This is a genomic window from Streptomyces sp. NPDC021020 (assembly GCF_044333285.1).
GTDB lineage: Bacteria > Actinomycetota > Actinomycetes > Streptomycetales > Streptomycetaceae > Actinacidiphila.
Map to the genome: position 1 here is coordinate 707,673 of NZ_JBIRQQ010000001.1, position 20,611 is coordinate 728,283.

Annotated in this window: 18 protein-coding genes and 1 pseudogene; 12 read left to right on the top strand and 7 right to left on the bottom strand. The window is 73.4% G+C overall.

The window, feature by feature from the left end; genetic code table 11:
- Positions 1-64 precede the first annotated feature (64 nt).
- Positions 65-376, bottom strand: coding sequence for a DUF2530 domain-containing protein (locus tag ACH4SL_RS03145; protein WP_398441612.1), 312 nt, complete (start codon positions 374-376; stop codon positions 65-67).
- Between the two features lie 180 nt (positions 377-556).
- Here ACH4SL_RS03145 and ACH4SL_RS03150 point away from each other — a divergent pair, with 180 nt between their 5' ends.
- Entirely contained in the window at positions 557-2,011 is a 1,455-nt protein-coding gene (locus tag ACH4SL_RS03150) for an NCS2 family permease (RefSeq protein WP_398441613.1), read from the top strand.
- Here ACH4SL_RS03150 and ACH4SL_RS03155 read toward each other — a convergent pair.
- On the bottom strand, positions 1,981-2,211 hold the full coding sequence (locus tag ACH4SL_RS03155; RefSeq protein ID WP_398441614.1) for a hypothetical protein: 231 nt from the start codon (positions 2,209-2,211) through the stop codon (positions 1,981-1,983). The genes ACH4SL_RS03150 and ACH4SL_RS03155 overlap by 31 nt on opposite strands.
- A gap of 282 nt (positions 2,212-2,493) precedes the next feature.
- Between ACH4SL_RS03155 and ACH4SL_RS03160 the strand changes: the two genes are divergently transcribed.
- From ACH4SL_RS03160 to thpR, 3 genes and pseudogenes are all read left to right on the top strand, one after another.
- The gene (locus ACH4SL_RS03160) at positions 2,494-2,871 is read left to right on the top strand and encodes a MarR family winged helix-turn-helix transcriptional regulator (RefSeq protein WP_398441887.1); all 378 of its coding nucleotides are present in this window, start codon (positions 2,494-2,496) and stop codon (positions 2,869-2,871) included.
- 39 nt (positions 2,872-2,910) lie between these two features.
- Positions 2,911-4,236: pseudogene (locus ACH4SL_RS03165) on the top strand (MFS transporter); the annotation flags it as partial.
- A 248-nt stretch (positions 4,237-4,484) separates the two neighbouring features.
- The gene (gene thpR, locus ACH4SL_RS03170) at positions 4,485-5,099 is read left to right on the top strand and encodes an RNA 2',3'-cyclic phosphodiesterase (protein WP_398441615.1); all 615 of its coding nucleotides are present in this window, start codon (positions 4,485-4,487) and stop codon (positions 5,097-5,099) included.
- Between the two features lie 136 nt (positions 5,100-5,235).
- Here thpR and ACH4SL_RS03175 read toward each other — a convergent pair whose 3' ends face one another.
- On the bottom strand, positions 5,236-6,231 hold the full coding sequence (locus tag ACH4SL_RS03175) for an aldo/keto reductase (RefSeq protein WP_398441616.1): 996 nt from the start codon (positions 6,229-6,231) through the stop codon (positions 5,236-5,238).
- A gap of 124 nt (positions 6,232-6,355) precedes the next feature.
- Positions 6,356-7,036 (bottom strand): GDSL-type esterase/lipase family protein, encoded by a 681-nt coding sequence (locus ACH4SL_RS03180; protein ID WP_398441617.1) that lies wholly within the window; start codon positions 7,034-7,036, stop codon positions 6,356-6,358.
- A gap of 47 nt (positions 7,037-7,083) precedes the next feature.
- Between ACH4SL_RS03180 and ACH4SL_RS03185 the strand changes: the two genes are divergently transcribed.
- Entirely contained in the window at positions 7,084-8,139 is a 1,056-nt protein-coding gene (locus ACH4SL_RS03185; protein WP_398441618.1) for a hypothetical protein, read from the top strand.
- A gap of 33 nt (positions 8,140-8,172) precedes the next feature.
- On the opposite strand, the gene serC is transcribed toward ACH4SL_RS03185, so the two are convergent.
- Entirely contained in the window at positions 8,173-9,291 is a 1,119-nt protein-coding gene (gene serC, locus ACH4SL_RS03190; RefSeq protein WP_398441619.1) for a phosphoserine transaminase, read from the bottom strand.
- Between the two features lie 165 nt (positions 9,292-9,456).
- On the opposite strand from serC, the gene ACH4SL_RS03195 reads away from it, so the two are divergent.
- The gene (locus ACH4SL_RS03195; protein ID WP_398441620.1) at positions 9,457-12,357 is read left to right on the top strand and encodes an FAD-binding and (Fe-S)-binding domain-containing protein; all 2,901 of its coding nucleotides are present in this window, start codon (positions 9,457-9,459) and stop codon (positions 12,355-12,357) included.
- A gap of 46 nt (positions 12,358-12,403) precedes the next feature.
- Here the strand turns inward: ACH4SL_RS03195 and ACH4SL_RS03200 are convergent, their stop codons facing one another.
- On the bottom strand, positions 12,404-13,504 hold the full coding sequence (locus ACH4SL_RS03200; RefSeq protein WP_398441621.1) for a citrate synthase 2: 1,101 nt from the start codon (positions 13,502-13,504) through the stop codon (positions 12,404-12,406).
- A gap of 247 nt (positions 13,505-13,751) precedes the next feature.
- Here ACH4SL_RS03200 and pdxH point away from each other — a divergent pair, with 247 nt between their 5' ends.
- The gene (gene pdxH, locus ACH4SL_RS03205) at positions 13,752-14,390 is read left to right on the top strand and encodes a pyridoxamine 5'-phosphate oxidase (protein WP_398441888.1); all 639 of its coding nucleotides are present in this window, start codon (positions 13,752-13,754) and stop codon (positions 14,388-14,390) included.
- Positions 14,391-14,838: 448 nt separating this feature from the next.
- The gene (locus tag ACH4SL_RS03210) at positions 14,839-16,266 is read left to right on the top strand and encodes a PAS domain-containing protein (protein ID WP_398441889.1); all 1,428 of its coding nucleotides are present in this window, start codon (positions 14,839-14,841) and stop codon (positions 16,264-16,266) included.
- 27 nt (positions 16,267-16,293) lie between these two features.
- Here ACH4SL_RS03210 and ACH4SL_RS03215 read toward each other — a convergent pair whose 3' ends face one another.
- Entirely contained in the window at positions 16,294-17,055 is a 762-nt protein-coding gene (locus ACH4SL_RS03215) for an SIS domain-containing protein (protein WP_398441622.1), read from the bottom strand.
- 137 nt (positions 17,056-17,192) lie between these two features.
- Between ACH4SL_RS03215 and ACH4SL_RS03220 the strand changes: the two genes are divergently transcribed.
- The 4 genes from ACH4SL_RS03220 (at position 17,193) to ACH4SL_RS03235 (ending at position 20,570) form a co-directional block, all read left to right on the top strand.
- Entirely contained in the window at positions 17,193-17,885 is a 693-nt protein-coding gene (locus tag ACH4SL_RS03220; RefSeq protein ID WP_398441623.1) for a metal-dependent transcriptional regulator, read from the top strand.
- Positions 17,886-18,359: 474 nt separating this feature from the next.
- Entirely contained in the window at positions 18,360-19,328 is a 969-nt protein-coding gene (locus ACH4SL_RS03225; protein ID WP_398441625.1) for an alpha/beta fold hydrolase, read from the top strand.
- A gap of 234 nt (positions 19,329-19,562) precedes the next feature.
- On the top strand, positions 19,563-20,069 hold the full coding sequence (locus ACH4SL_RS03230) for a hypothetical protein (RefSeq protein WP_398441626.1): 507 nt from the start codon (positions 19,563-19,565) through the stop codon (positions 20,067-20,069).
- 234 nt (positions 20,070-20,303) lie between these two features.
- Complete coding sequence (locus ACH4SL_RS03235) at positions 20,304-20,570, top strand: WXG100 family type VII secretion target (protein WP_398441627.1); 267 nt, start codon at positions 20,304-20,306, stop codon at positions 20,568-20,570.
- The last annotated feature ends 41 nt before the right edge of the window (positions 20,571-20,611 follow it).

Here is a 20,611-nt window from a genome sequence, read left to right on the forward strand (position 1 = left end):
GGGCGGCTTTCACCCGTTTCCGGACGTTCTGGCCGTCCTGCTACGTGTCCTGTTGCGCGTCCTGCTACGCGTCCTGCGCGTCGTCCCCGGCGTCCCCGCCTGATCCGGTGGCAGCGGCGGCGGCGCGGTGGCGGGCGATGGCGTCCCGCCGGGCCCGTACGTACTTCAGGCCCACCAGGCCGAGGCCGGCGCCCGCCGCGCAGCTCCAGATGAACCAGGTGTGCCCGTGGTCGGAGTACCAGCCGTAGAAGGGGAGCTGCACCACGAAGAGCGCGGCCCAGACGATCGTCCCGACCGTGACGGTCATGACGTCGTTGGCCTCCAGGGGCTCGGGGGCCTCGCGCAGGGGTCCTGGCTGCTTGCTCATGGCGCCCATCGTATGCGGCCGGGGACGGGCGGGCGGTACGGGCCGCGGAGGTGTGGGGCGGTGGGTGTCTACGCGCGGAGATGGCTTTTTGGGTGGTTGTGTATTCATACTGAAACCAGTCAGTGTTGACTGAAATCATTCGTATGATCGCCCATGTGAGGGCGAGTCCCCGCCCCCATGAGGTTTCACATGCCCGCCTCGGCCCCCGCTCCGGTCGACATGGGCCGGTCGCCCGGTCACCCCTCCAGTAACCCGCTGGACCGCTATTTCCGCATCTCAGAGCGCGGTTCCACGATCCCGCGGGAGATCCGCGGCGGTCTCGCGACGTTCTTCGCGATGGCCTACATCATCGTGCTGAACCCGATCATCCTCGGCTCGGCAGTGGACAAGTTCGGCCACCACCTCAACGGCGGCCAGCTCGTCACCGCGACCGTGATCACCGCGGCCTTCACCACACTGCTGATGGGCGTCATCGGCAATGTGCCGATCGCGCTCGCCGCGGGCCTCGGCGTCAACACCGTCGTCGCCCTCCAGCTCGCGCCGAAGATGAGCTGGCCGGACGCGATGGGCATGGTGGTGCTCGCGGGTATCGCGATCATGCTCATGGTCGCCACCGGCCTGCGCGAGCGCGTCATGACGGCCGTGCCGCTGGGGCTGCGCAAGGGCATCGCGATCGGCATCGGCCTGTTCATCCTGCTGATCGGCCTGGTCGACTCCGGCTTCGTGAGCCGCATCCCGGACGCAGCGCACACCACGGTCCCGCTGCAGCTCGGCGCCGACGGCCACCTCACCGGCTGGCCCGTGCTGATCTTCATCCTGGGCACGCTGCTCACCCTCGGGCTGATCATCCGCAAGGTCGCAGGCGCGATCCTGATCTCCATCGTCACCATGACGGTGCTCGCGGTGATCATCGACGCGGTCGCCGACGTCCCGGCGGCGAAGTGGGGCCTGACCGTTCCCAAGTGGCCCGGCAACCCGGTCGCCACCCCGGACTTCGGCCTCGTCGGCAAGGTCAGCCTCTTCGGCGGCTTCCACGAGGTCGGCATCCTCACCGGCGTGCTGTTCGTCTTCACCGTGCTGCTGTCGTGCTTCTTCGACGCGATGGGCACGATCCTGGGCGTGAGCGACGAGGCCGGGCTGCTGGACAAGAAGGGCGACCTGCCGGGCATCAACAAGGTCCTGATGATCGACGGTGTCGCCACCGCGGTCGGCGGCGCCACCTCGTCGTCGGCGAACACCTGCTTCGTCGAGTCCACCGCCGGCGTCGGCGAGGGCGCGCGGACCGGCCTGTCCAGCGTCGTCACCGGCCTGATGTTCGTGCTCGCGCTGTTCCTCACCCCGCTGGCCACCATGGTGCCGGCGCAGGCGGCCACGCCCGCGCTGATCGCGGTGGGCTTCCTGATCCTGGCCGGGTCGATCCGGGAGATCGACTGGAGCGACTTCACCATCGCCATCCCGGCGTTCCTGACGATGGTGCTGATGCCGTTCACCTACTCGATCACCAACGGCATCGGGATCGGCTTCCTGACCTTCTGCGTGCTGCGGGTCGTCGCCGGGCGCGGCAAGGAGGTCCCGATCGCCCTCTACGCGGTCGCGGCCGTCTTCGCCTTCTACTACCTGATGCCGGCGCTGGGACTGCTGTAGGGCGGCTGCGGCGGATCCTCCCGGCCGCCGTAGAAGCGGTCGGTCTCCTCGACCGCGGCCTTGAAGCGCTCGTCGAAGTCCTCGCGGACGAGGGTCGCGACGACGTAGTCCTGTGCGGTCATCCCGCGTCGGGCGGCATGCTCGCAGATGCGGTCCCACAGCTGCGCGTCCATGCGCAGGCTGAACACTCTCGATGCCATACGCCCACGGTCGCGGGCGGGGGCGGCCGACGTGGCCGCTTTCGCCCGCAGCCTCATCCGTTCGGGTGAGATGCGGGCGGGAAATGCGTAAACCGGGCGGGTCCGGTCGTGCGCGCCGGGCCCCCCGGCGGGTGCGGTCCGGGCTCGCCCGTTCGCGTGACCCGTGTGCCTGCGGATGTACGTGCAGATTGTACTTAGGTTAACTAATGAGCTAACCTAAACACCGTGACCGAACTGTCCGAGGACGACCGCGCCGCTGTCAACGAACTGCGCGGCGCCGTGATGCGGCTGTCCCGCCGGCTGCGCAACCAGCGCGTCGACGAGACGCTGAGCCCTACCGAGATGTCGGTGCTGGGCACCCTCGCCCGCTGCGGCTCCGCCACACCCGGCGAGCTGGCCCGCAAGGAGCACGTCCAGCCGCCGTCGATGACCCGCATCGTGGCGATGCTGGAGGCCAAGGAGCTGGTCCGCAGGGAGCCGCACCCCGACGACCGCCGCCAGGTCGTGGTCAGCCGCACCGAGCAGGCCGACTCGATGCTGGCCGAGAGCCGCAGCAAGCGCAACGCGTGGCTGGCCTCTCTCGCCGAGCGGCTGACCGAGGAGGAGCTGGCGATCATGCGCCAGGCCGCGCCCGTCCTGGAGAAGCTCGCTCACCTGTGACCGAACCGGAAGACCCGAAGAGGGGGAGGCGAGTACCGATTGAGTTCGGCAGCCGGACCACATACCGCAACCGAACCTGACCGTCCCGCGGTGAGGAAGACGGGCACCTTCAGCTCGCTCAGGATCCGCAACTACCGGCTTTTCGCGACCGGCGCCGTGGTGTCCAACACCGGCACCTGGATGTCCCGGATCGCCCAGGACTGGCTGGTGCTCAGCATCACCGGCTCCTCCTTCGCGGTCGGCATCACCACCGCGATGCAGTTCCTGCCGATGCTGCTCTTCGGCCTGTACGGCGGCGTGATCGCCGACCGCTACCCCAAGCGGAAGATCCTGCTGTGCACCCAGGCCGCGCTCGGCATCCTGGGCCTGCTGCTCGCCGGACTCACGCTGGGCGGTGTGGTCCAGGTCTGGCACGTCTACACCATCGCCTTCCTGCTGGGCATGGTGACCGTCGTCGACAACCCCACCCGGCAGACCTTCGTCGTCGAGATGGTCGGCCCCGACGTGGTCCGCAACGCCGTCTCGCTGAACGCCGCCAACTTCCAGGCCGCCCGGCTCGTCGGCCCGGCCGTCGCCGGTGTGCTGATCACCGCGGTCGGCAGCGGCTGGGCCTTCCTGATCAACGGCCTGTCCTTCCTCGCCCCGCTCATCGGCCTGCTGCTGATGCGCACCGCCGAGCTGCACACGATCGAGAAGGCGCCGCGCGGCCGCAAGGGGCAGCTGCGCGAGGGGCTGAGCTATGTCGCCGGGCGGCCCGAGCTGATCTGGCCGATCGTGCTGGTCGGCTTCATCGGCACCTTCGGCTTCAACTTCCCGATCTGGCTGTCGGCCTTCGCCAACAAGGTCTTCGACAGCGGCGCCGGCACCTACGGCATCCTCAACTCGCTGATGGCCGGCGGCTCCCTCATCGGCGCCCTGCTCGCCGCCCGCCGCACCGGCACCCGGCTGCGGATGCTGGCCGCCGCCGCCGCGGTCTTCGGCCTGCTGGAGGCCGCCGCCTCGCTGGCCCCGACCTTCTGGGTCTTCGCGGTGCTGCTGGTGCCGATCGGCGCCTTCGGGCTCACCTTCAACACCACCGCCAACGCCAGCGTCCAGCTCGCCACCGACCCCGTCATGCGCGGCCGTGTGATGAGCCTGTACATGATGGTCTTCGTCGGCGGCACCCCGGTCGGCGGCCCGGTCATGGGCTGGGTCACCGACACCTACGGCGCCCGCGTCGGCTTCATGAGCGGCGGCCTGATCTCCGCGCTCGCCGCGGTCGGGGTCGGCCTGGTCCTCGCCCGCGCGGCGGGCCTGCGCCCCCAGGTCGACCTGCGGCGCGGCAGCGGCCGCCCGCTGGTGGCCTTCGTCCCCCGCAACCCGGCCGCGGCCCCGCCCGCGCCGGTCACGCAGACCGTGCAGCCGGTGCCGTCCGTACCGCCGGTGAAGCCGGCGCAGCCTGTGCCGGTCGCGTCGGTCGTGCCGCCGGTGAAGGCCGCGCAGTCCGCGCCGGTCGTCCCGGTCGCGCCCGCCGAGCCGGCCGCTCACGCCGTGCCCGCCGCCTGCGACGACGCGTCCGCTCCCGCGGGCGCGGAGGGGTCCGGGAGGCGCGGCAACGCGCCGAGCCCGGCGCTGTGAGGCTCTTCGCGGCGCTGCTGCCCCCGCCCGCGGCCATGGCCGAGCTGACCGCGGGCCTCGGCCCGCTGCACCGGCTCCCTGGCGCCCGCGACCTGCGCTGGACCGCGCCCGACGGCTGGCACTACACGCTTGCCTTCCTCGGCGAGGTGCCCGACACCCTGCGCCCGGACCTCGACGAGCGCCTCGCCCGCGCCGCCCGCCGCCACCGGCCGTGCGAGCTGCGCATCCGCGGCGGCGGGCGGTTCGGCGACCGGGCACTGTGGGCCGGCGCCGAGGGCGATGTGCGGGCCGCGGGGGCGCTCGCGGCCTCCGTACGGGCGGCGGCGCGCAGGGCCGGCGCCCCGGTCGACGAGGAGCACGGTTTCCGCGCCCACCTCACCCTCGCCCGCGCCTCCCGGGGCGCCCGCGTCGACCTGCGCCCCTTCGCCGCCGCGCTCGACGGCTTCCGCGGCGCCGGCTGGACCGCGGCCGACCTCAGCCTCGTCGCGAGCCTGCTGCCGCGCTCCGGCATTCCCGGCGAGCGCTCGCACTACACCGTCGTCGGCTCCTGGCCGCTCGGCGGGCCCGCTGCCGCGCCGCCCGGGGACGGGGCGGCCGGCGGGGCCGGTTAACCTCGAAGGGTGGACCCCAAGACCCGTACCCGCGTGATGACCGCCGCCCTCTTCCTGATGCTCGTGGTGGTCGCGGTCGCCGCCGCGGTGCGCTGACCGCGGCGGCGGACCGGCGTACGGCCGGCGGCGCCGCCGACTACCAGGCGAAGGCCTCCGGGGACGGTCCCGGGCCGGGGAAGACCTCGTCCAGCGCCGCGAGGAATTCCGCGGACAGCTCCAGGTCCACCGCCCGCAGCGCCGACTCCAGCTGCTCCGTGGTGCGCGGGCCGACGATCGGCCCGGTGACGCCGGGGCGCGTCAGCAGCCAGGCCAGGCCCACGTCTCCCGGGTTCAGCCCGTGCTTGCCGCACAGGTCCTCGTAGGCCTGGATCTGCGCGCGCTGCGCGGGATCGGCGAGCGCGTCCGCCGCCCGCCCACCGGTCGAGCGGGACGCGCCGCCCTCGGCCTGCTTGCGCAGCACCCCGCCGAGCAGCCCGCCGTGCAGCGGCGACCACGGGATCACGCCGAGGCCGTAGCCCTGGGCCGCCGGGATGACCTCCATCTCCGCACGCCGCTCCATCAGGTTGTACAGGCACTGCTCAGAGGTCAGGCCGAGCGAGCCGCGCCGCCGGGCCGCCTCGTTGGCCTGCGCGATGTGCCAGCCGGCGAAGTTGCTCGACCCGGCGTAGAGGATCTTGCCCTGGGCCACCAGGACGTCGATCGCCTGCCAGATCTCGTCCCAGGGCGTGGCCCGGTCGACGTGGTGGAACTGGTAGATGTCGATGTGGTCCGTGCCCAGCCGCTTGAGGCTGGCGTCCACCGCCCGGCGGATGTTCAGCGCCGACAGCTTGTCGTGGTTGGGCCAGGCCTCGCCGTCCGCGCCCATGTTGCCGTAGACCTTGGTGGCCAGCACCGTCCTGTCCCGGCGGTCGCCGCCCTTGGCGAACCAGGAGCCGACGATCTCCTCGGTCCTGCCCTTGTTCTCACCCCAGCCGTAGACGTTGGCGGTGTCGAAGAAGTTGACCCCCGCGTCGAGGGCCGCGTCCATGATCGTGTGGCTGTCCGCCTCGGTGGTCTGCGGACCGAAGTTCATGGTGCCGAGAACCAGGCGGCTGACCTTGAGACCGGTGCGTCCGAGCTGTGTGTACTCCATGGCCTCCAGCCAAGCCCTTGGAGTGCGCTCGAATCAAGGGGCCATCCGGGAGCTGGACCGGACGGCGTACGGCCAGGTGGGGGCGCTGCCGGGCGGCCGCGCCCGCGGCCTGCCCCGGGCGGGTTCAGCCCTCGGTGTAGGGCGCCCCGAGATCCCACGCCTGGTACATGGCGTCGGCGAAGGCGGCCGCCAGCTTGTGCTCGCCGGCCGCGTTGGGGTGGGTGCCGTCGTAGGTGTCGAGCAGGATGTCGTAGCCGTCCGGGCGGGAGGCCAGCAGCAGCGGTGAGGCGGGCGTGTCGTGCTCGGCGACGGCCTTGGCCAGCAGGGTGTTGAGCTCCGCGCACTGCCCGGCGAAATCCGGGTCGAGGTCGGCGCGGGTGTTGGGTATCACCGGCAGCAGCACCATGCGGATCCCGGGGGCGGCGGCCCGTGCCCCGGCGATGAAGCGCTCGACGTTGCCGAGCGTCTGCCCCGCGTCGGTGTAGAAGCCGAGGTCGATCAGGCCGAGGGAGACCAGCAGCACGTCCGGCCGGTGCTCGCGGACGACGTCCCCTATCAGCGGCGCCAGATGCAGCCAGCCCTCGCCCCAGCCCGCCAGGTGCCGCCGGGCGTGCGGCGGGAAGGACGGGTCGGCGTAGTCGGCCGAGACCGCGTCGTCCGCCGCCCGGTCGTACAGCCCGTCGCGCGGCCCGACCACGGCGAAGGGCTCGCCCTGCGCGACCAGGTGGCGCCACATGCGGTAGCGCCACGTGTAGTCGCCGGAGGCGCCGATGGTCATGGAGTCGCCGACGAAGAGGTAACGCATGCCGGGCATCATCTCCGACCGCCGCGCGACCGGGGACACTGGGGTGCATGCGCGCGTACATCCCGACGGCCGCCGCCTGCGCGGCCCTTGCCCTGGCTTGGGCGGGCACGCCCGCCGCGGCACTGGGCACCGGCCCCACCGTGGCCTTCACGATCTCCGACCCGCGGATCGCGGAGGCCAGCGGCCTGGCCGCCAGCCGCCTGCACCCGGGGATCTACTGGACGCACAACGACAGCGGGGACGGCCCGTACGTCTACGCGGTCGACTCCGCCACCGGCAGGACCGTGGCGCGGGTGACGATGCGCGGGATCCACCCCCGCGACGTCGAGGCGATATCGATCGGCCCGGACGGCGACCTCTACGTCGGCGACATCGGCGACAACCTGGACGGCGCCTGGAAGGAGGTGTGGATCTACCGCTTCCCCGAGCCGAAGGAGCTGCGCGACCGGACCGTCGACGTCACCCGCTACACCGTCCGCTACGACCAGGGCCCCCGCAACGCCGAGGCCATGATGGTGCAGCCGAAGACCGGCCGGGTGTACATCGCCAGCAAGAAGCAGTCCGGCGGCGGCCTCTACCAGGGCCCTGCCCACCTCAGCGCCCACGAGGTGAACACCTTCCGGCGCATCGCCGACGTGCCCTGGGTGACCGACGGGGCCTTCTCGCCCGACGGCAGCCGCCTGGTGCTGCGCGGCTACTTCTCGGCGACGGAATACCGCTGGACGGGCGGCGCCCCGAGCAAGCTCGCCGACCTCGACGTCCCCATGCAGCCGCAGGGCGAGGGCGTCACCTTCACCTCGGACGGCCGGGCGCTGATGTACGGCAGCGAGGGGCACAGCAGCAAGGTGTGGCGCGCGCCGCTGGCGGATTCCCAACTGCCCGACAGCGTGCCCCCGCTGCCTCCGAAGGCGACCCCGGGAAGCGGGACGGCGGGCAAGGGCGCGACGGCGACCCCGTCCGCGAGCGCGGGCGGCGCCGGTGCGGGCGCGGCCGGGCAGGGGTCCGGCGGCGCGGGGGGCAAGGCGGTGGGTCTCGGGGCGCTGGCCGTGGCGGTCGCGGCGGGCCTCGGTCTGCGCCGGGTACGGCGCCGCCGCCGGGGCTGAGCCCCGGCGGCGGTATGCCGTGCGGTCAGCCGGTCAGAGCTTGCCGATGACGTAGTCGATGCAGGCGGTGAGCGCCTCGACGTCGGAGGGCTCGACGGCCGGGAACATCGCGACGCGCAGCTGGTTGCGGCCCAGCTTGCGGTAGGGCTCGGTGTCGACGATCCCGTTGGCCCGCAGCACCTTGGCCACGGCCGCCGCGTCGACGCCGTCGGCGAAGTCGATGGTGCCGACGACCTGCGAGCGCTTCACCGGGTCCGTGACGAACGGCGTGGCGTAGGAGGACTTCTCGGCCCATCCGTACAGCCGCGACGAGGAGTCGGCGGTGCGCTCGGTGGCCCACTTCAGGCCGCCCTGCCCGTTGATCCACTCCAGCTGCTCCTTGAGCAGGAAGAGCGTGCCGACCGCGGGGGTGTTGTACGTCTGGTTCTTCACCGAGTTGTCGATGGCCGTCGGCAGGTCGAAGAACGCCGGGATGTGCCGGCCGCTCGCGGCGATCGTGGCGGCGCGCTCCAGCGCGGCCGGCGAGAACGCCGCGATCCACAGGCCGCCGTCGGCGGCGAAGGACTTCTGCGGCGCGAAGTAGTAGACGTCCGTCTCGGCGATGTCGACCGGCAGGCCGCCGGCGCCGGAGGTGGCGTCCACCAGGACCAGCGCGCCCTCGTCCGCACCCGCGACGCGGCGGATCGGGGCCGCGACGCCCGTCGACGTCTCGTTGTGGGTGAACGCGTAGACGTCCACACCGGACTCGGCGACCGGCTCGGGGTGGGTGCCGGGCTCGGACTTGACGACCGTCGGCTCGTCCAGCCACGGCGCCAGCTGGGCGGCCTTGGCGAACTTCGACGAGAACTCGCCGAAGGACAGGTGCTGGGACTTGGCCGTGATCAGGCCGTGCGTGGCGATGTCCCAGAACGCGGTGGAACCGCCGTTGCCGAGGACGACCTCGTAGCCGTCCGGCAGGGAGAAGAGCTGCTTGACGCCGTCGCGCACCTGGCCCACCAGGTTCTTCACCGGAGCCTGCCGGTGAGAGGTGCCGAGCAGGGACGTCCCGGTGGCGGCCAGGGCGTCGAGCGCCTGGGTGCGCACCTTGGAGGGGCCCGACCCGAATCGACCGTCGGCGGGCTTGATGTCAGCGGGAATCTCGATATCGGCCACGGACGCAGGGTAGCCCGTTACGGGCGCGTTTCAGCGGGCGTCCCATCGGGTGAGACGGCCTTTTGGCGCACCCCCCACGACGTGCCGTGCCTCCGTGCGCCCCTCGGGCGCGCCGGTCCGCGGGAAGCCGGGCAGGTCCGCGGGGAGTCGGGCAAGGTGGTGGCCATGACGGGTGGTGGCGGGGCGGGCGGGACCGGCGAACTGGAGCGGGCGCTGCGTGCGGCGGTGCGCGGGGAGGTGGCCTGGGACGCCGGTGCGCGGGCACTGGTGACGATGGACGCGTCCAACTACCGGCGGGTGCCGCTGGGGGTGGTGGCGCCGGCGGACGCCGCGGACGTGGCGGCGGCGCTCGCGGTGTGCCGGGAGCACGCGGCGCCGGTGACCGCGCGCGGCGGCGGCACCTCGATCGCCGGCCAGGCCACCGGCACCGGTGTCGTCCTGGACTTCACCCGGCACATGAACCGGCTGCTGGAGATCGACCCCGGGGCGCGGACCGCGCGCGTGCAGCCCGGCCTCGTCCTGGACGACCTGCGGCGGGCCGCCGCCCGGCACGGCCTGACCTTCGGCCCCGACCCCTCCACGCACAGCCGCTGCACCCTCGGCGGCATGATCGGCAACAACGCGTGCGGCTCGCACTCGGTGGCGTGGGGCACCACCGCCGACAACGTCCGGGGGTTGGACGCCGTCACCTACCGCGGCGAGACGGTCCGGCTGGGCACCGGCGGCCTGGCGGGACTCCCCGCCCGGCTGCGCGACGGCATGACCGCGCTCGCCGACGGCAACCTGGCCCTGCTGCGCACCGGCTTCCCGCAACTGCCGCGCCGCATCTCCGGATACGCCCTCGACCGGCTGCTGCCCGAGCACGGCAGGGACGCGGCACGGGCCTTCACCGGCAGCGAGGGGACGCTCGCGGTGCTGACGGAGGCGACCGTGGCCCTGGTGCCCGCGCCGGCCGCGCGGGCGCTCGCGGTGCTCGGCTACCTGGACGAGAGCGCGGCGGCGCAGGCCGCGCACCTGCTGCTGCCGCTGCGGCCGCTGACGGTGGAGGGGATGGCAGCCGACCTGGTGGGGGAGGCCGCGGCGGCAGGTCTTCCGCGCGGCGGTGCCTGGCTCTTCGTCGAGACCGGGGGCGACGGTCCCGAAGAGGCGGAGGCACACGCGCGGGAGATCTGCCGGGCGGCCGACGGCGCGACCGGTCACGCCGTCGTCGCCGACCCCGCGGGGCAGCGCGCCCTGTGGCGGATCCGGGAGGACGCGGCCGGAACCGCCACCCGCATGCCCGACGGCACCGAGGCATGGCCGGGCTGGGAGGACTGCGCGGTGCCCCCCGCCCGGCTGGGCGGCTATCTGCGGGATTTCCGGGCCCTGCTGGCCGCCCACGGGCTGCGCGGCGCGCCCTACGGCCACTTCGGCGACGGATGCGTGCACGTACGGATCGATTTCGACCTCGTCGCCCCGGCCGGTGTCGCGCGCTTCCGCCGCTTCTCCGAGGAAGCCGCCGACCTGGTGGTGGCGCACGGCGGCTCGCTGTCCGGCGAGCACGGCGACGGGCAGGCGCGCGCCGAACTGCTGCCGAAGATGTACGGCCCGGAAATGATGGCACTCTTTTCAGATTTCAAGGATCTCTGGGACCCCGACGGCGGGATGGGTCCGGGAACGCTTGTGCGACCCGACTCCATTGATAGCAACCTCCGCTTCGCCGTGCTGCCGTCCGGAAATGCAGGTTTGACCCCGGTGGCCTTCACCTATCCGGGTGACGGCGGTGATTTCGTTGCCGCCGTTCGGCGCTGCGTCGGAGTGGCCAAATGTCGCTCCTCGGCGACCGTTTCCGGTGGCGGTTCCGATGTCATGTGCCCGTCCTTCCGGGTCACCGGGGAGGAGCGGCATTCCACCCGCGGCCGGGCGCGGCTGCTGCACGAGATGCTCGCCGGCGAGATCGTCACCGACGGCTGGAGGTCCACGGAAGTCAAGGAGGCACTGGATCTGTGCCTTTCCTGCAAGGGCTGTCGGTCGGACTGCCCGGTCGAGGTGGACATGGCGACCTACAAGGCGGAATTCCTGCACCAGCACTACCGCGGGCGGTTGCGGCCGCGCGCCCATTACGCGATGGGCTGGCTCCCGCTGTGGCTGAAAATCGCTCGCAGGTTCGCCCGGCCGCTCAATTTCCTTGGCAGGACCCGATCAACCGCATGGCTGGCAAAACGATTCGCTGGGATCGCAAGGGAACGCGAACTGCCCGAACTGGCGACCGAGACATTCACCCGTTGGGCGCAACGCGACACCCCGGACGGCCTCCACCCGGTGCCGCCGTCCGGGTGGTCTTCCTCCGGGCCGCGCACGGTCGTGCTGTGGCCCGACACCTTCACCGACCACCTCGCGCCCGCGGCCGGCCGCGCCGCCGTGCGGGTGCTGCGCGCGGCGGGGCTGAGCGTCGTCCTGCCGCCCGCGGCCGTCTGCTGCGGGCTGACCTGGGTGTCCACCGGGCAGCTCGACCGGGCCCGGGCCGTGATGCGGCGCACCCTCGACCGGCTGGAGCCCGTCCTCGACGCCGGGCTGCCGCTCGTCGTGCTCGAACCGAGCTGCGCCGCCGCGCTGCGCGCCGACCTGCCGGAACTCCTCGGCCCCGGCGAACCGCGGGCCGCCCGGCTGGCCGCCGCCGTACGGACCTTCGCCGAGGTGCTGGAGGACTTCGCGCCCGGCTGGCAGCCGCCGCGCCTGGACCGCACGGCCGTCGGCCAGACGCACTGCCACCAGCACGCCGTGCTCGGCGACGCCGCCGACCGCCGGCTGCGCGCCCGCGCGGGGCTGTCCGGCGAGCTGACCGGCGGCTGCTGCGGCCTGGCCGGCAACTTCGGATTCGAGGACGGCCACTACGAGGTGTCCGCCGCCTGCGCCGAGGAGGCGCTGCTGCCCGCGCTGCGGGCGGCGGACGGCGGCGCCGTGGTGCTGGCCGACGGCTTCTCCTGCCGCACCCAGATCGCCCAGCTCGCGCCCGGCACCACCGCCCGCCACCTCGCCGAGGTCCTGGCCGAGGCGCTGGACGCGGCCCCGCCCGGCTCCGGCTGAGAGAGGCGGGACCTGCTCCGGCCGACCCGGCGGGCGGGGCCGCGGCTCAGGACGTCGTCGTCGGGTCGCCCTCGATCGTGTGCAGGCTGCGGGCGCCCGGACCGGTGTAGCGCGCGGAGGGGCGGACCAGCCGGCCGGTGCGCTTCTGCTCCAGGATGTGCGCCGACCACCCGGCGGTGCGCGCGCACGTGAACATCGACGTGAACATGTGCGCCGGGACCTCCGCGAAATCCAGCATGATCGCGGCCCAGAATTCCACGTTGGTGGCCAGGACACGGTCCGGGCGCCGCTCCTGCAGCTCGGCGAGCGCCGCCTTCTCCAGCGCCTCGGCCACCTCGTAGCGCGGGGCGCCCAGCTCGCGTGCGGTGCGCCGAAGGACACGGGCCCGCGGGTCCTCGGCGCGGTAGACGCGGTGCCCGAAGCCCATGAGCCGCTCGCCCCGGTCGAGCGCGCCCTTCACGTAGCCCGTCGCGTCGCCCGTGCGCTCGATCTCCTCGATCATGCCGAGGACGCGGGACGGGGCGCCGCCGTGCAGCGGCCCGGACATGGCGCCGACCGCGCCGGACAGCGCCGCGGCCACGTCGGCGCCGGTGGAGGCGATGACGCGGGCGGTGAAGGTGGAGGCGTTCATGCCGTGCTCGGCCGCCGACGTCCAGTACGCGTCCACCGCCGCGACATGCCGCGGGTCCGGCTCGCCACGCCAGCGGATCATGAACCGCTCGGTGATGGACTGCGCCTTGTCGATCTCCCGCTGCGGCACCATCGGCCGGTGCGGGCCGCGCGCGGACTGGGCCACGTACGACAGCGCCATCACCGCGGCACGGGCCAGGTCGTCGCGGGCCTGCTCGACGTCGATGTCCAGCAGCGGGCGCAGCCCCCACACGGGCGCGAGCATGGCCAGCGCGGCCTGGACGTCGACCCGTACGTCACCGGAGTGCACCGGGATCGGGAAGGGCTCGGCCGGGGGCAGCCCGGGGTCGAACCGCCCGTCGACCAGCAGGCCCCACACGTTGCCGAAGCCCACGTGCCCGACGAGCTCCTCGATGTCGACCCCGCGGTAGCGCAGCGACCCGCCCTCCCGGTCGGGTTCGGCGATCTCCGTCTCGAACGCGACGACTCCCTCGAGTCCGGGTACGAAGTCGGACATGCGGCGGCTCCTTCGATGCTGTCGGCGGTCGGGCGGCGGTGCGGCTCTCCGGTCCATGCCCCGTGGCGCGGGAGCCCACCCTGCTCCATTCGGACCAGCCATTCTCCCGGCATGTGGACATGTCAGAGGGCGTGAGATGCCGCACACCGTCCGATACCGGCCGCGGCACGCATGCCCCGGCCACTGGGAGGATGTGCGGGTGCGAGAACCCCACGACCTCCTGCGGGACGGGCCCGACCCCGCCGCCATGCGCCAGCGCTACCGCTCCGTCGGCCTCACCGAGGACGAGCTGGCGCCCGAGCCGTACACGCAGTTCGCCCGCTGGTTCACCGACGCCGTGGCCGCGGCCGAGGACGGCCTGATCGCCGAACCCAACGCCATGGTGCTGTCCACCGCGGACGCCGAGGGCCTGCCCGCCTCCCGCACGGTCCTGCTCAAGGGCTACGACCTGGGCGGCTTCGTCTTCTACAGCAACTACCGGTCGCGCAAGGCACGGGCGCTCGCCGCCAACCCGCGCGCGTCGCTGCTCTTCCCGTGGCATCCGATCACCCGCCAGGTCATCGTCTCCGGCACGGTCGCCCGGGTGACGCCGGAGGAGACCGCCGCCTACTTCCACAGCCGTCCGCACGGCTCGCAGATCGGTGCGTGGGCGAGCGAGCAGTCCAGCGTCGTCGCCTCGCGGGAGGTGCTGGAGAAGAAGTACGCCGAGCTGGCCGCGCGCTGGCCGGAGGGCACCGAGGTGCCCGTGCCGTCCTTCTGGGGCGGATTCCGGGTCGAGCCGGTGAGCGTCGAATTCTGGCAGGGCCGCGAGGACCGGCTGCACGACCGGCTGCGGTACGTCCGCGACGCGGCGGGCGGCTGGTCGGTGGAGCGGCTGGCGCCCTGACGCCCCGCCCGGCCCCGGGAAAACGGCAGGGGGACCGGAAGCCGGGAAGCGCCCGGCGTGGCCGGAAAACGACCGGCAATATGCGCGCGGAGCCGCGGAGAAGGGCGAAGAAGCGCGGCGATATACGGCGGGAAAAGGAACGACCCGCGGGCTGCCCTCCGGAGCCTGGTGGCTCCGGACACCGGCCGGACAAGTCCGGCGAGCCCGCGGGTCGGGTGACTGCGTGGGATTGGCGCGCAACGCGCACGCCCAGTGCGCGGAGCTAGCCCGCGGTCACCTCACGTGTCCGACTGCAAACCATGCTTCAGACCACCTCCCTTCGTGTGTGCCGCCACATTAGGAAGCCGTCCGGCGACCGCACAACTGATTTACGGAAAGTGCGTGTGACCCACCCCACACGAGGGTTGAATGTGGTGACGTGCAGCCTTTCGACGCGCAACCGAAACCGCTGGGCAACGGCAGCGGCGATGACGACACCGGCCTTCCCGCGGGGACGGCGGATCCGGGCGGGGGCGGAGCGGACGCCACGGCCGGCGGCGAGGCGCACGGTGGCGGCGAGCGGCTGCTGGCGGCGCTGCTGGACGGCATGGAGGCGGGTTTCGCCGCCTTCGACGAGGACGGTGTGGTCAGCCACTGGAACGCCGAGGCGACCCGGATCCTCGGCTGGACGGCCGACGACGCGATCGGGCGGCACGGTTTTTCCGGATGGGCGGCGCGCGCGGCCGACGCCGCGGAGGCCGAGGAGTGGCTGCGCCGGGTGATGGGCTCGCCCGGCCGCCATGTGCACGAGTTCGCGCTGCTGACGAAGGACGGCCACCGGGTGCTGGTCCGTACCCAGTCCGCCGCCGTGCCGGGCCCCGACGGGCGGCCCGCGGGCGTCTACTGCGCCTTCTCCGAGGTGCACGCGCAGATCGAGCTGGAGCGCTCCATCGCGCTCAGCGAGGCGCTCTTCGCGGGCGCGTCCTGGGGCGTGGTGCTGATCGACGCCGACCTGCGGCCCGCGGTCGCCAACCCGACGGCCGCGCGCATGCTCAGGACCGGCCGTGACGAGGTGCTGGGCCGTCCGCTGGGGAATCTGCTCACCCAGGGCGTGGAGGAGCTGGAGAACGCGCTCCAGCACGTCCTGGCCGAGGGGGCGCCGCCGGCCACCACCGACCTGTGGGTGGCGCTGCGCGCCGATCCCGAGGGCATGCGGCGCTGCTGGCGCTGCGGCTTCGTACGGCTCGGCTCGCCGCTCGGCGAGGAGCCCGCGCCGCTGGGCGTCGGCTGGCTCTTCATCGACATCACCCGGCAGAAGACCGCGGAGACCGAGGGCGCGCAGGTCCGCTTCCGCTACCAGCAGCTGCACCGCGCCGACCGCGCCGGGGCCGAGTGCGGCAGCGCCCTGGAAGCCGCGGCGCTGCACCTGGACTTCGCCCTCGCCGGATTCGCCGACCACGCGCTGCTCGACCTCGCCGACGACGCCGAGCGGCTGATACGGATCGCCGCCACGCCCGCGGGCGAGCCCGGCCCCTGCCGGCTGCTGCCCGACTCGGCCGAGAGCGGCATCCCCGTCGGCTACCCCGCCGCCCACCCCGCGCTCCAGGCCCTGGAGCGGATCGGCACCGTACGCACCAGCTACGGGCCGGAGGTCCCGGGGGACCGCGCGGCAGGGGCCGGGCCGGACGCGTGGGCGGCGGCGCGGCGCTGGCCGTCCGGGACGGCGCACGGGCTGGTCACCGTGCTGCGCAGCCGGGGCCGTACGGTCGGGGCGCTGACCTTCCTGCGCGGTCCCGGGCGCCGCCTCTTCGACCGCGCGGACGCCGCGTACGCCGAGGACGTGGCCGCGCGCGTGGCCATGGCCCTGGATCTGGCGGGGCTCGCCGGGGAGCGGTAGGCCGGGGCGCCGCCGCGGCGGCGGGACTCAGTGCCGGAAGTAGATCCGGTCGCGGTACTGCTCGAAGATCTGCGCGTTCCAGTCGTGCCCGCCGTCCACGTTGCCCGAGCGGAGCATCGGCGGGACGACGCCGCGCGCGGCCAGGTCGGTGGCCGCGGTCGCGACGACGGCCTGCATCAGCGCGCTGGTCACGACGGTCGAGGCCGGGGCGAAGGGCGCGGGGATGGCGTCGTCGGACAGCTCGGCGTCGCCCACCGCGATCTTGGAGTCCAGGACGATGTCGCAGTGGTCCCGCAGGAAGGTGCCGGACACGTGCCGGGACGCGGTCTGCTCGGCGTAGGCGACCGAGGTGACGCCGACCACCGTCAGGCCGAGCGTCCGGGCGTTCTGCGCCATCTCCACCGGCAGGGCGTTGCGGCCGGACAGCGAGATCACGAACAGGACGTCGCCGCGCCGGACCGGGCTGGTGTCCAGGACCACCCCGGCGAGCCCGTCGACCTGCTCCAGCGCGCTGCCCAGCGTCGCCGGCCGCACGTCCACGCCCACGACGCCCGGCACCACCAGCAGGTTGATCAGGGCCAGGCCGCCCGCGCGGTAGACGACGTCCTGGGCGGGCAGCGAGGAGTGGCCGGCGCCGAAGACGAAGACCCGGCCGCCGGCCTCGACGGCGTCCGCGACGGCGGCCGCCGCGGCCCTGATCGCCGGGCCCTCCTCGTCGCGCGCCCGGCGCAGCAGGCCGATGGCGGCGTCGAAATACCGGTCCGACAGATCCTCGGCTGGCTCGTTCATGCGGATCACCGTGCTGCCCTGCGCGGCCGGTGTCAAGGAGAGCCGGCCGGGGCCCGCCTTCCCGCATGGGGACCGGTTGTCGGCGGCATGCGTCAGAATTGGTGGAGGGCCACGCACGATTCACATGAGGGGCGCGCATGTCCGGACTCATCGACACGACGGAGATGTATCTCCGCACCATTCTGGAGCTGGAGGAGGAGGGCGTGGTCCCGATGCGCGCCCGAATCGCCGAGCGCCTCGACCAGAGCGGACCGACGGTCTCCCAGACGGTCGCCCGCATGGAGCGGGACGGCCTGCTGCATGTCGCGGGCGACCGCCATCTGGAGCTGACCGCCGAGGGCCGCCGCACCGCGACCCGGGTGATGCGCAAGCACCGCATCGCCGAATGCCTGCTGGTCGACGTGATCGGCCTGGAGTGGGAGCAGGTGCACGCCGAGGCGTGCCGCTGGGAGCACGTGATGAGCGAAGCGGTGGAGCGGCGGGTGCTGGAGCTGCTGCGGCATCCCACCGAATCGCCGTACGGCAACCCGATCCCGGGCCTGGAGGAGCTGGGCGAGCAGGGGGAGAGCGACCCCTTCCTGGAGGAGGGCATGGTCAGCCTGAACGACCTGCGGCCGGGGGATTCCGCGGCCAGCGTGGTCGTGCGGCGGATCGGCGAGCCGATCCAGACCGACTCCCAGGTGATGCACACGCTGCGGCGGGCCGGTGTGCAGCCCGGTGCCGTGGTCAGCGTGACCAGCTCCGCCGGGGGCGTCATGGTCGGCAGCGGCGGCGAGGCCGCGGAGCTGGACGCGGAGGTCGCCTCGCACGTCTTCGTCGCGAAGAGCTGACGGCGCGAAGAGCCGACCGTACGGACCGTACGGAGAGCTGACCGCGCGGTGAGCGACCGCGTGGGGGGCCGCCCGCCGAGAACGCAAGGCCGCCCCGGCGTCGTGACGACGCCGGGGCGGCCTTTTCCCTCCCGGCCCCCACCCGCGCCCCTCCCCGACCCCCCCGCCCCTCCTGCTCCCGCCTCCCGTGCGGCTGCGCACCGCACCCGCCCCCGGGACCGAGCGGGACCCGCGGAGGCGCCGGGACCCCGAGCTTCCCGGTACCTCCCCGCGACCCGCTTCCCCTTCGCGCCGCGTCCCGCTCAGAGATCTCCCCTCGGCCCGTGCGGCCAATCCTTGAGCGTTGTCACTCGAAAGAGCGGTGTTGGGTGCGTGAGCCCCGTGTTCGAATAAAAGTTCGATAGCGTGGCCGGAGACGGGATCCAGCGACAGCACCGGGACGGACGACGACCGGGGAGGAGGGTGGTGAGGCACATGGAGCAGCACGTGGAGCAGACGGAGCAGTACGGGCCGCGCCGCTACGAGGTCACGGGAGCGGACGGCATCCGCCTCATGGCCTGGGATTACGCACCGGACGGCGGTCACGCACCCGACGCCGGTCAGGGGGACGCGCACGGCGGCGACGGGCGGCCCGCGGTCCTGCTGCTGCACGGGCTGCTCGGCCGGGCCTCGCACTGGGCGGAGACGGCGCGCCGGCTCGCCCCGCGCTACCGCACCATCGCGCTCGACCAGCGCGGCCACGGCCACAGCGGGCGCCCGCAGGGCCCCTCCGCGCCCGAGGCCTACGCCGCGGACGCCGCGGCGGTGGTCGAACAGCTCGGCCTCGGGCCGGTCAGCGTCGTCGGCCACGGCACCGGCGCGCTGACGGCGTGGCAGCTCGCGGCGCACCGCCCGGATCTGGTCGCCGCCGTCGTCATCTGCGAGATGCGGGCGGCCGCGCCGGGCGAGGCGCTGCGGCGCGTCGCGGAGGAGTGGGCGCAGTCGTGGCCGGTGCCCTTCGCGACGCTCGCCGACGCTCGCCGCTGGTTCGCCGAGCAGGATCCGTTCGCCGATCCGCCGAGCCCGGCGCGCGGAGAGTTCTTCGCCGAGGTCATGGCGGAGGAGGACGACGGCTGGCGGCCGCGGTTCGCCGCGCAACTGCCGGGGCCCGGGGATCCGTGGATACGCGACGCGCACTGGGACGAGCTGGCCGGCGTGGGCTGCCCCGCCCTGGTGGTGCGCGGGCTCGACGGGCAGCTCGGGCGGGCCGAGGCGCACGAGATGGTCCGGGTGCTGCCGCAGGGCAGGTACGCCGAGGTCGCGGACGCCGGGCATCTGGTGCCGTGGGACCAGCCCGACGCATGGTGCGCCGTGGTCGGGGAATTCCTGCGCGAGGTCGCGCCGCGGCGTCCGGTGGACGGCGGCGGGTGCGGGCCGTGCAACGCGGAGGTGAGAGTGGTGTGAGAGGTCGGTGATAAACCGGGGGGCCGCTCGGGGCGCCCGGGGCCGCGGCGGACGGCCCCGCGGGGCACGGCGGTCCGGCGGGGTGGCCGCGGGCTGCGGGGCGGTCCCGCGGTGCGGGTGGGAGCGGGCCGCGGGGCCGCGTTGCGAGCGCACACATCCTCATAACGCCTGCTGGTAGCTTGCGGTCGCCGGATTCGTATCGCGTCATGGGGGAGCACAGTGCGTCATAGAGTGATGAGAGCGGGAATCGCCGCGGCGGCGGTTGCCGCGGCGCTGGCACTGGGCGGCTGCGGCAGCAGCGGCGGCGGCAAGGACGACGCGACGGCCACCGCGACCGGGCAGCCGGAGTCGCCCTCGGTGAGCCCGTCCGCCCACGCCTCCGCCGAGCCGGCCACCACGACGGCGCCCGCACCCACCGCCTCCCCGACGGACTCCGCGCAGACGGCCGGCGCGGACGGCGGCGCGACGGACACCGTCGAGGGCGTATGGCTCGCGGCGGAGGGCACGGCGAAGGTCCAGCTCGTCCTCGGCGCCGGCAAGGCGGGCCTGACCAGCGCTCATCTCTGCGGCGGCACCTACACCGGCAAGGATGCCATCGCCCTCACGCTGACGTGCATGGACGGCGACACCGAACGCGCCGCGGGACAGGGCCAGTTGGCCCCGGACGGCACGACGCTCACCGTCGCGTGGAAGGACGGGCCCACCGACGTCTTCACCCGCACCGGCCTGCCCAGCGACTGACCGCACGTCAGAGGCCCTGCACCGTCCCAAACGGGGCGAACGGGGCGAACGGGGTCGCTCAGGTCCGCTCCGGCTCCCGCCGCCAGGTCGCGATCGTGTCTTTCCTTCGCAACAACTGTGTAGTGGGTGTCAGAGGATGGCGGTGATCTACTGCATTCGGGTGGCCGGTGCGCTAGCGTCCCGAGGGCGGGCGAGGGGCCCGTGAACATCCTTGAGGTAACGGGGAGGCTAGATATGTCCATCCATGGTGCTGATATCCAGCAGTTGCGCGACCTGTCCGGCAAGTTCAGCACTGAGGCGGGCAACCTCGGCACGCTGATCGGTCACCTGCAGAGTGCCACCTCCAGCAGCGAGAGCTACTGGAAGGGCCCGGCGGCCGAGCGTTTCCGCAGCGAGTGGGCGCAGCTCAAGCCCACCTTCGACAAGTTCGTGGCCACGCTGCACGACGCACAGAAGTCGGCCAACACGAACGCGGACAACATCGAGGCCGCGACGCGCTGAGTGCGCGAGCGCGTGACCGCGTGACCACCCCTGGGGGGGGA

Excerpts from the sequence above, each read along its gene's own strand:
- ACH4SL_RS03145 (WP_398441612.1), bottom strand. The coding sequence starts at position 376 with ATGGGCGCCATGAGCAAGCAGCCAGGACCCCTGCGCGAGGCCCCCGAG.
- ACH4SL_RS03150 (WP_398441613.1), top strand. The coding sequence starts at position 557 with ATGCCCGCCTCGGCCCCCGCTCCGGTCGACATGGGCCGGTCGCCCGGT.
- ACH4SL_RS03155 (WP_398441614.1), bottom strand. The coding sequence starts at position 2,211 with ATGGCATCGAGAGTGTTCAGCCTGCGCATGGACGCGCAGCTGTGGGAC.
- ACH4SL_RS03160 (WP_398441887.1), top strand. The coding sequence starts at position 2,494 with ATGCGGCTGTCCCGCCGGCTGCGCAACCAGCGCGTCGACGAGACGCTG.
- ACH4SL_RS03175 (WP_398441616.1), bottom strand. The coding sequence starts at position 6,231 with ATGGAGTACACACAGCTCGGACGCACCGGTCTCAAGGTCAGCCGCCTG.
- ACH4SL_RS03180 (WP_398441617.1), bottom strand. The coding sequence starts at position 7,036 with ATGCGTTACCTCTTCGTCGGCGACTCCATGACCATCGGCGCCTCCGGC.
- ACH4SL_RS03185 (WP_398441618.1), top strand. The coding sequence starts at position 7,084 with ATGCGCGCGTACATCCCGACGGCCGCCGCCTGCGCGGCCCTTGCCCTG.
- ACH4SL_RS03195 (WP_398441620.1), top strand. The coding sequence starts at position 9,457 with ATGACGGGTGGTGGCGGGGCGGGCGGGACCGGCGAACTGGAGCGGGCG.
- ACH4SL_RS03200 (WP_398441621.1), bottom strand. The coding sequence starts at position 13,504 with ATGTCCGACTTCGTACCCGGACTCGAGGGAGTCGTCGCGTTCGAGACG.
- pdxH (WP_398441888.1), top strand. The coding sequence starts at position 13,752 with ATGCGCCAGCGCTACCGCTCCGTCGGCCTCACCGAGGACGAGCTGGCG.
- ACH4SL_RS03215 (WP_398441622.1), bottom strand. The coding sequence starts at position 17,055 with ATGAACGAGCCAGCCGAGGATCTGTCGGACCGGTATTTCGACGCCGCC.
- ACH4SL_RS03220 (WP_398441623.1), top strand. The coding sequence starts at position 17,193 with ATGTCCGGACTCATCGACACGACGGAGATGTATCTCCGCACCATTCTG.
- ACH4SL_RS03225 (WP_398441625.1), top strand. The coding sequence starts at position 18,360 with ATGGAGCAGCACGTGGAGCAGACGGAGCAGTACGGGCCGCGCCGCTAC.
- ACH4SL_RS03230 (WP_398441626.1), top strand. The coding sequence starts at position 19,563 with ATGAGAGCGGGAATCGCCGCGGCGGCGGTTGCCGCGGCGCTGGCACTG.
- ACH4SL_RS03235 (WP_398441627.1), top strand. The coding sequence starts at position 20,304 with ATGTCCATCCATGGTGCTGATATCCAGCAGTTGCGCGACCTGTCCGGC.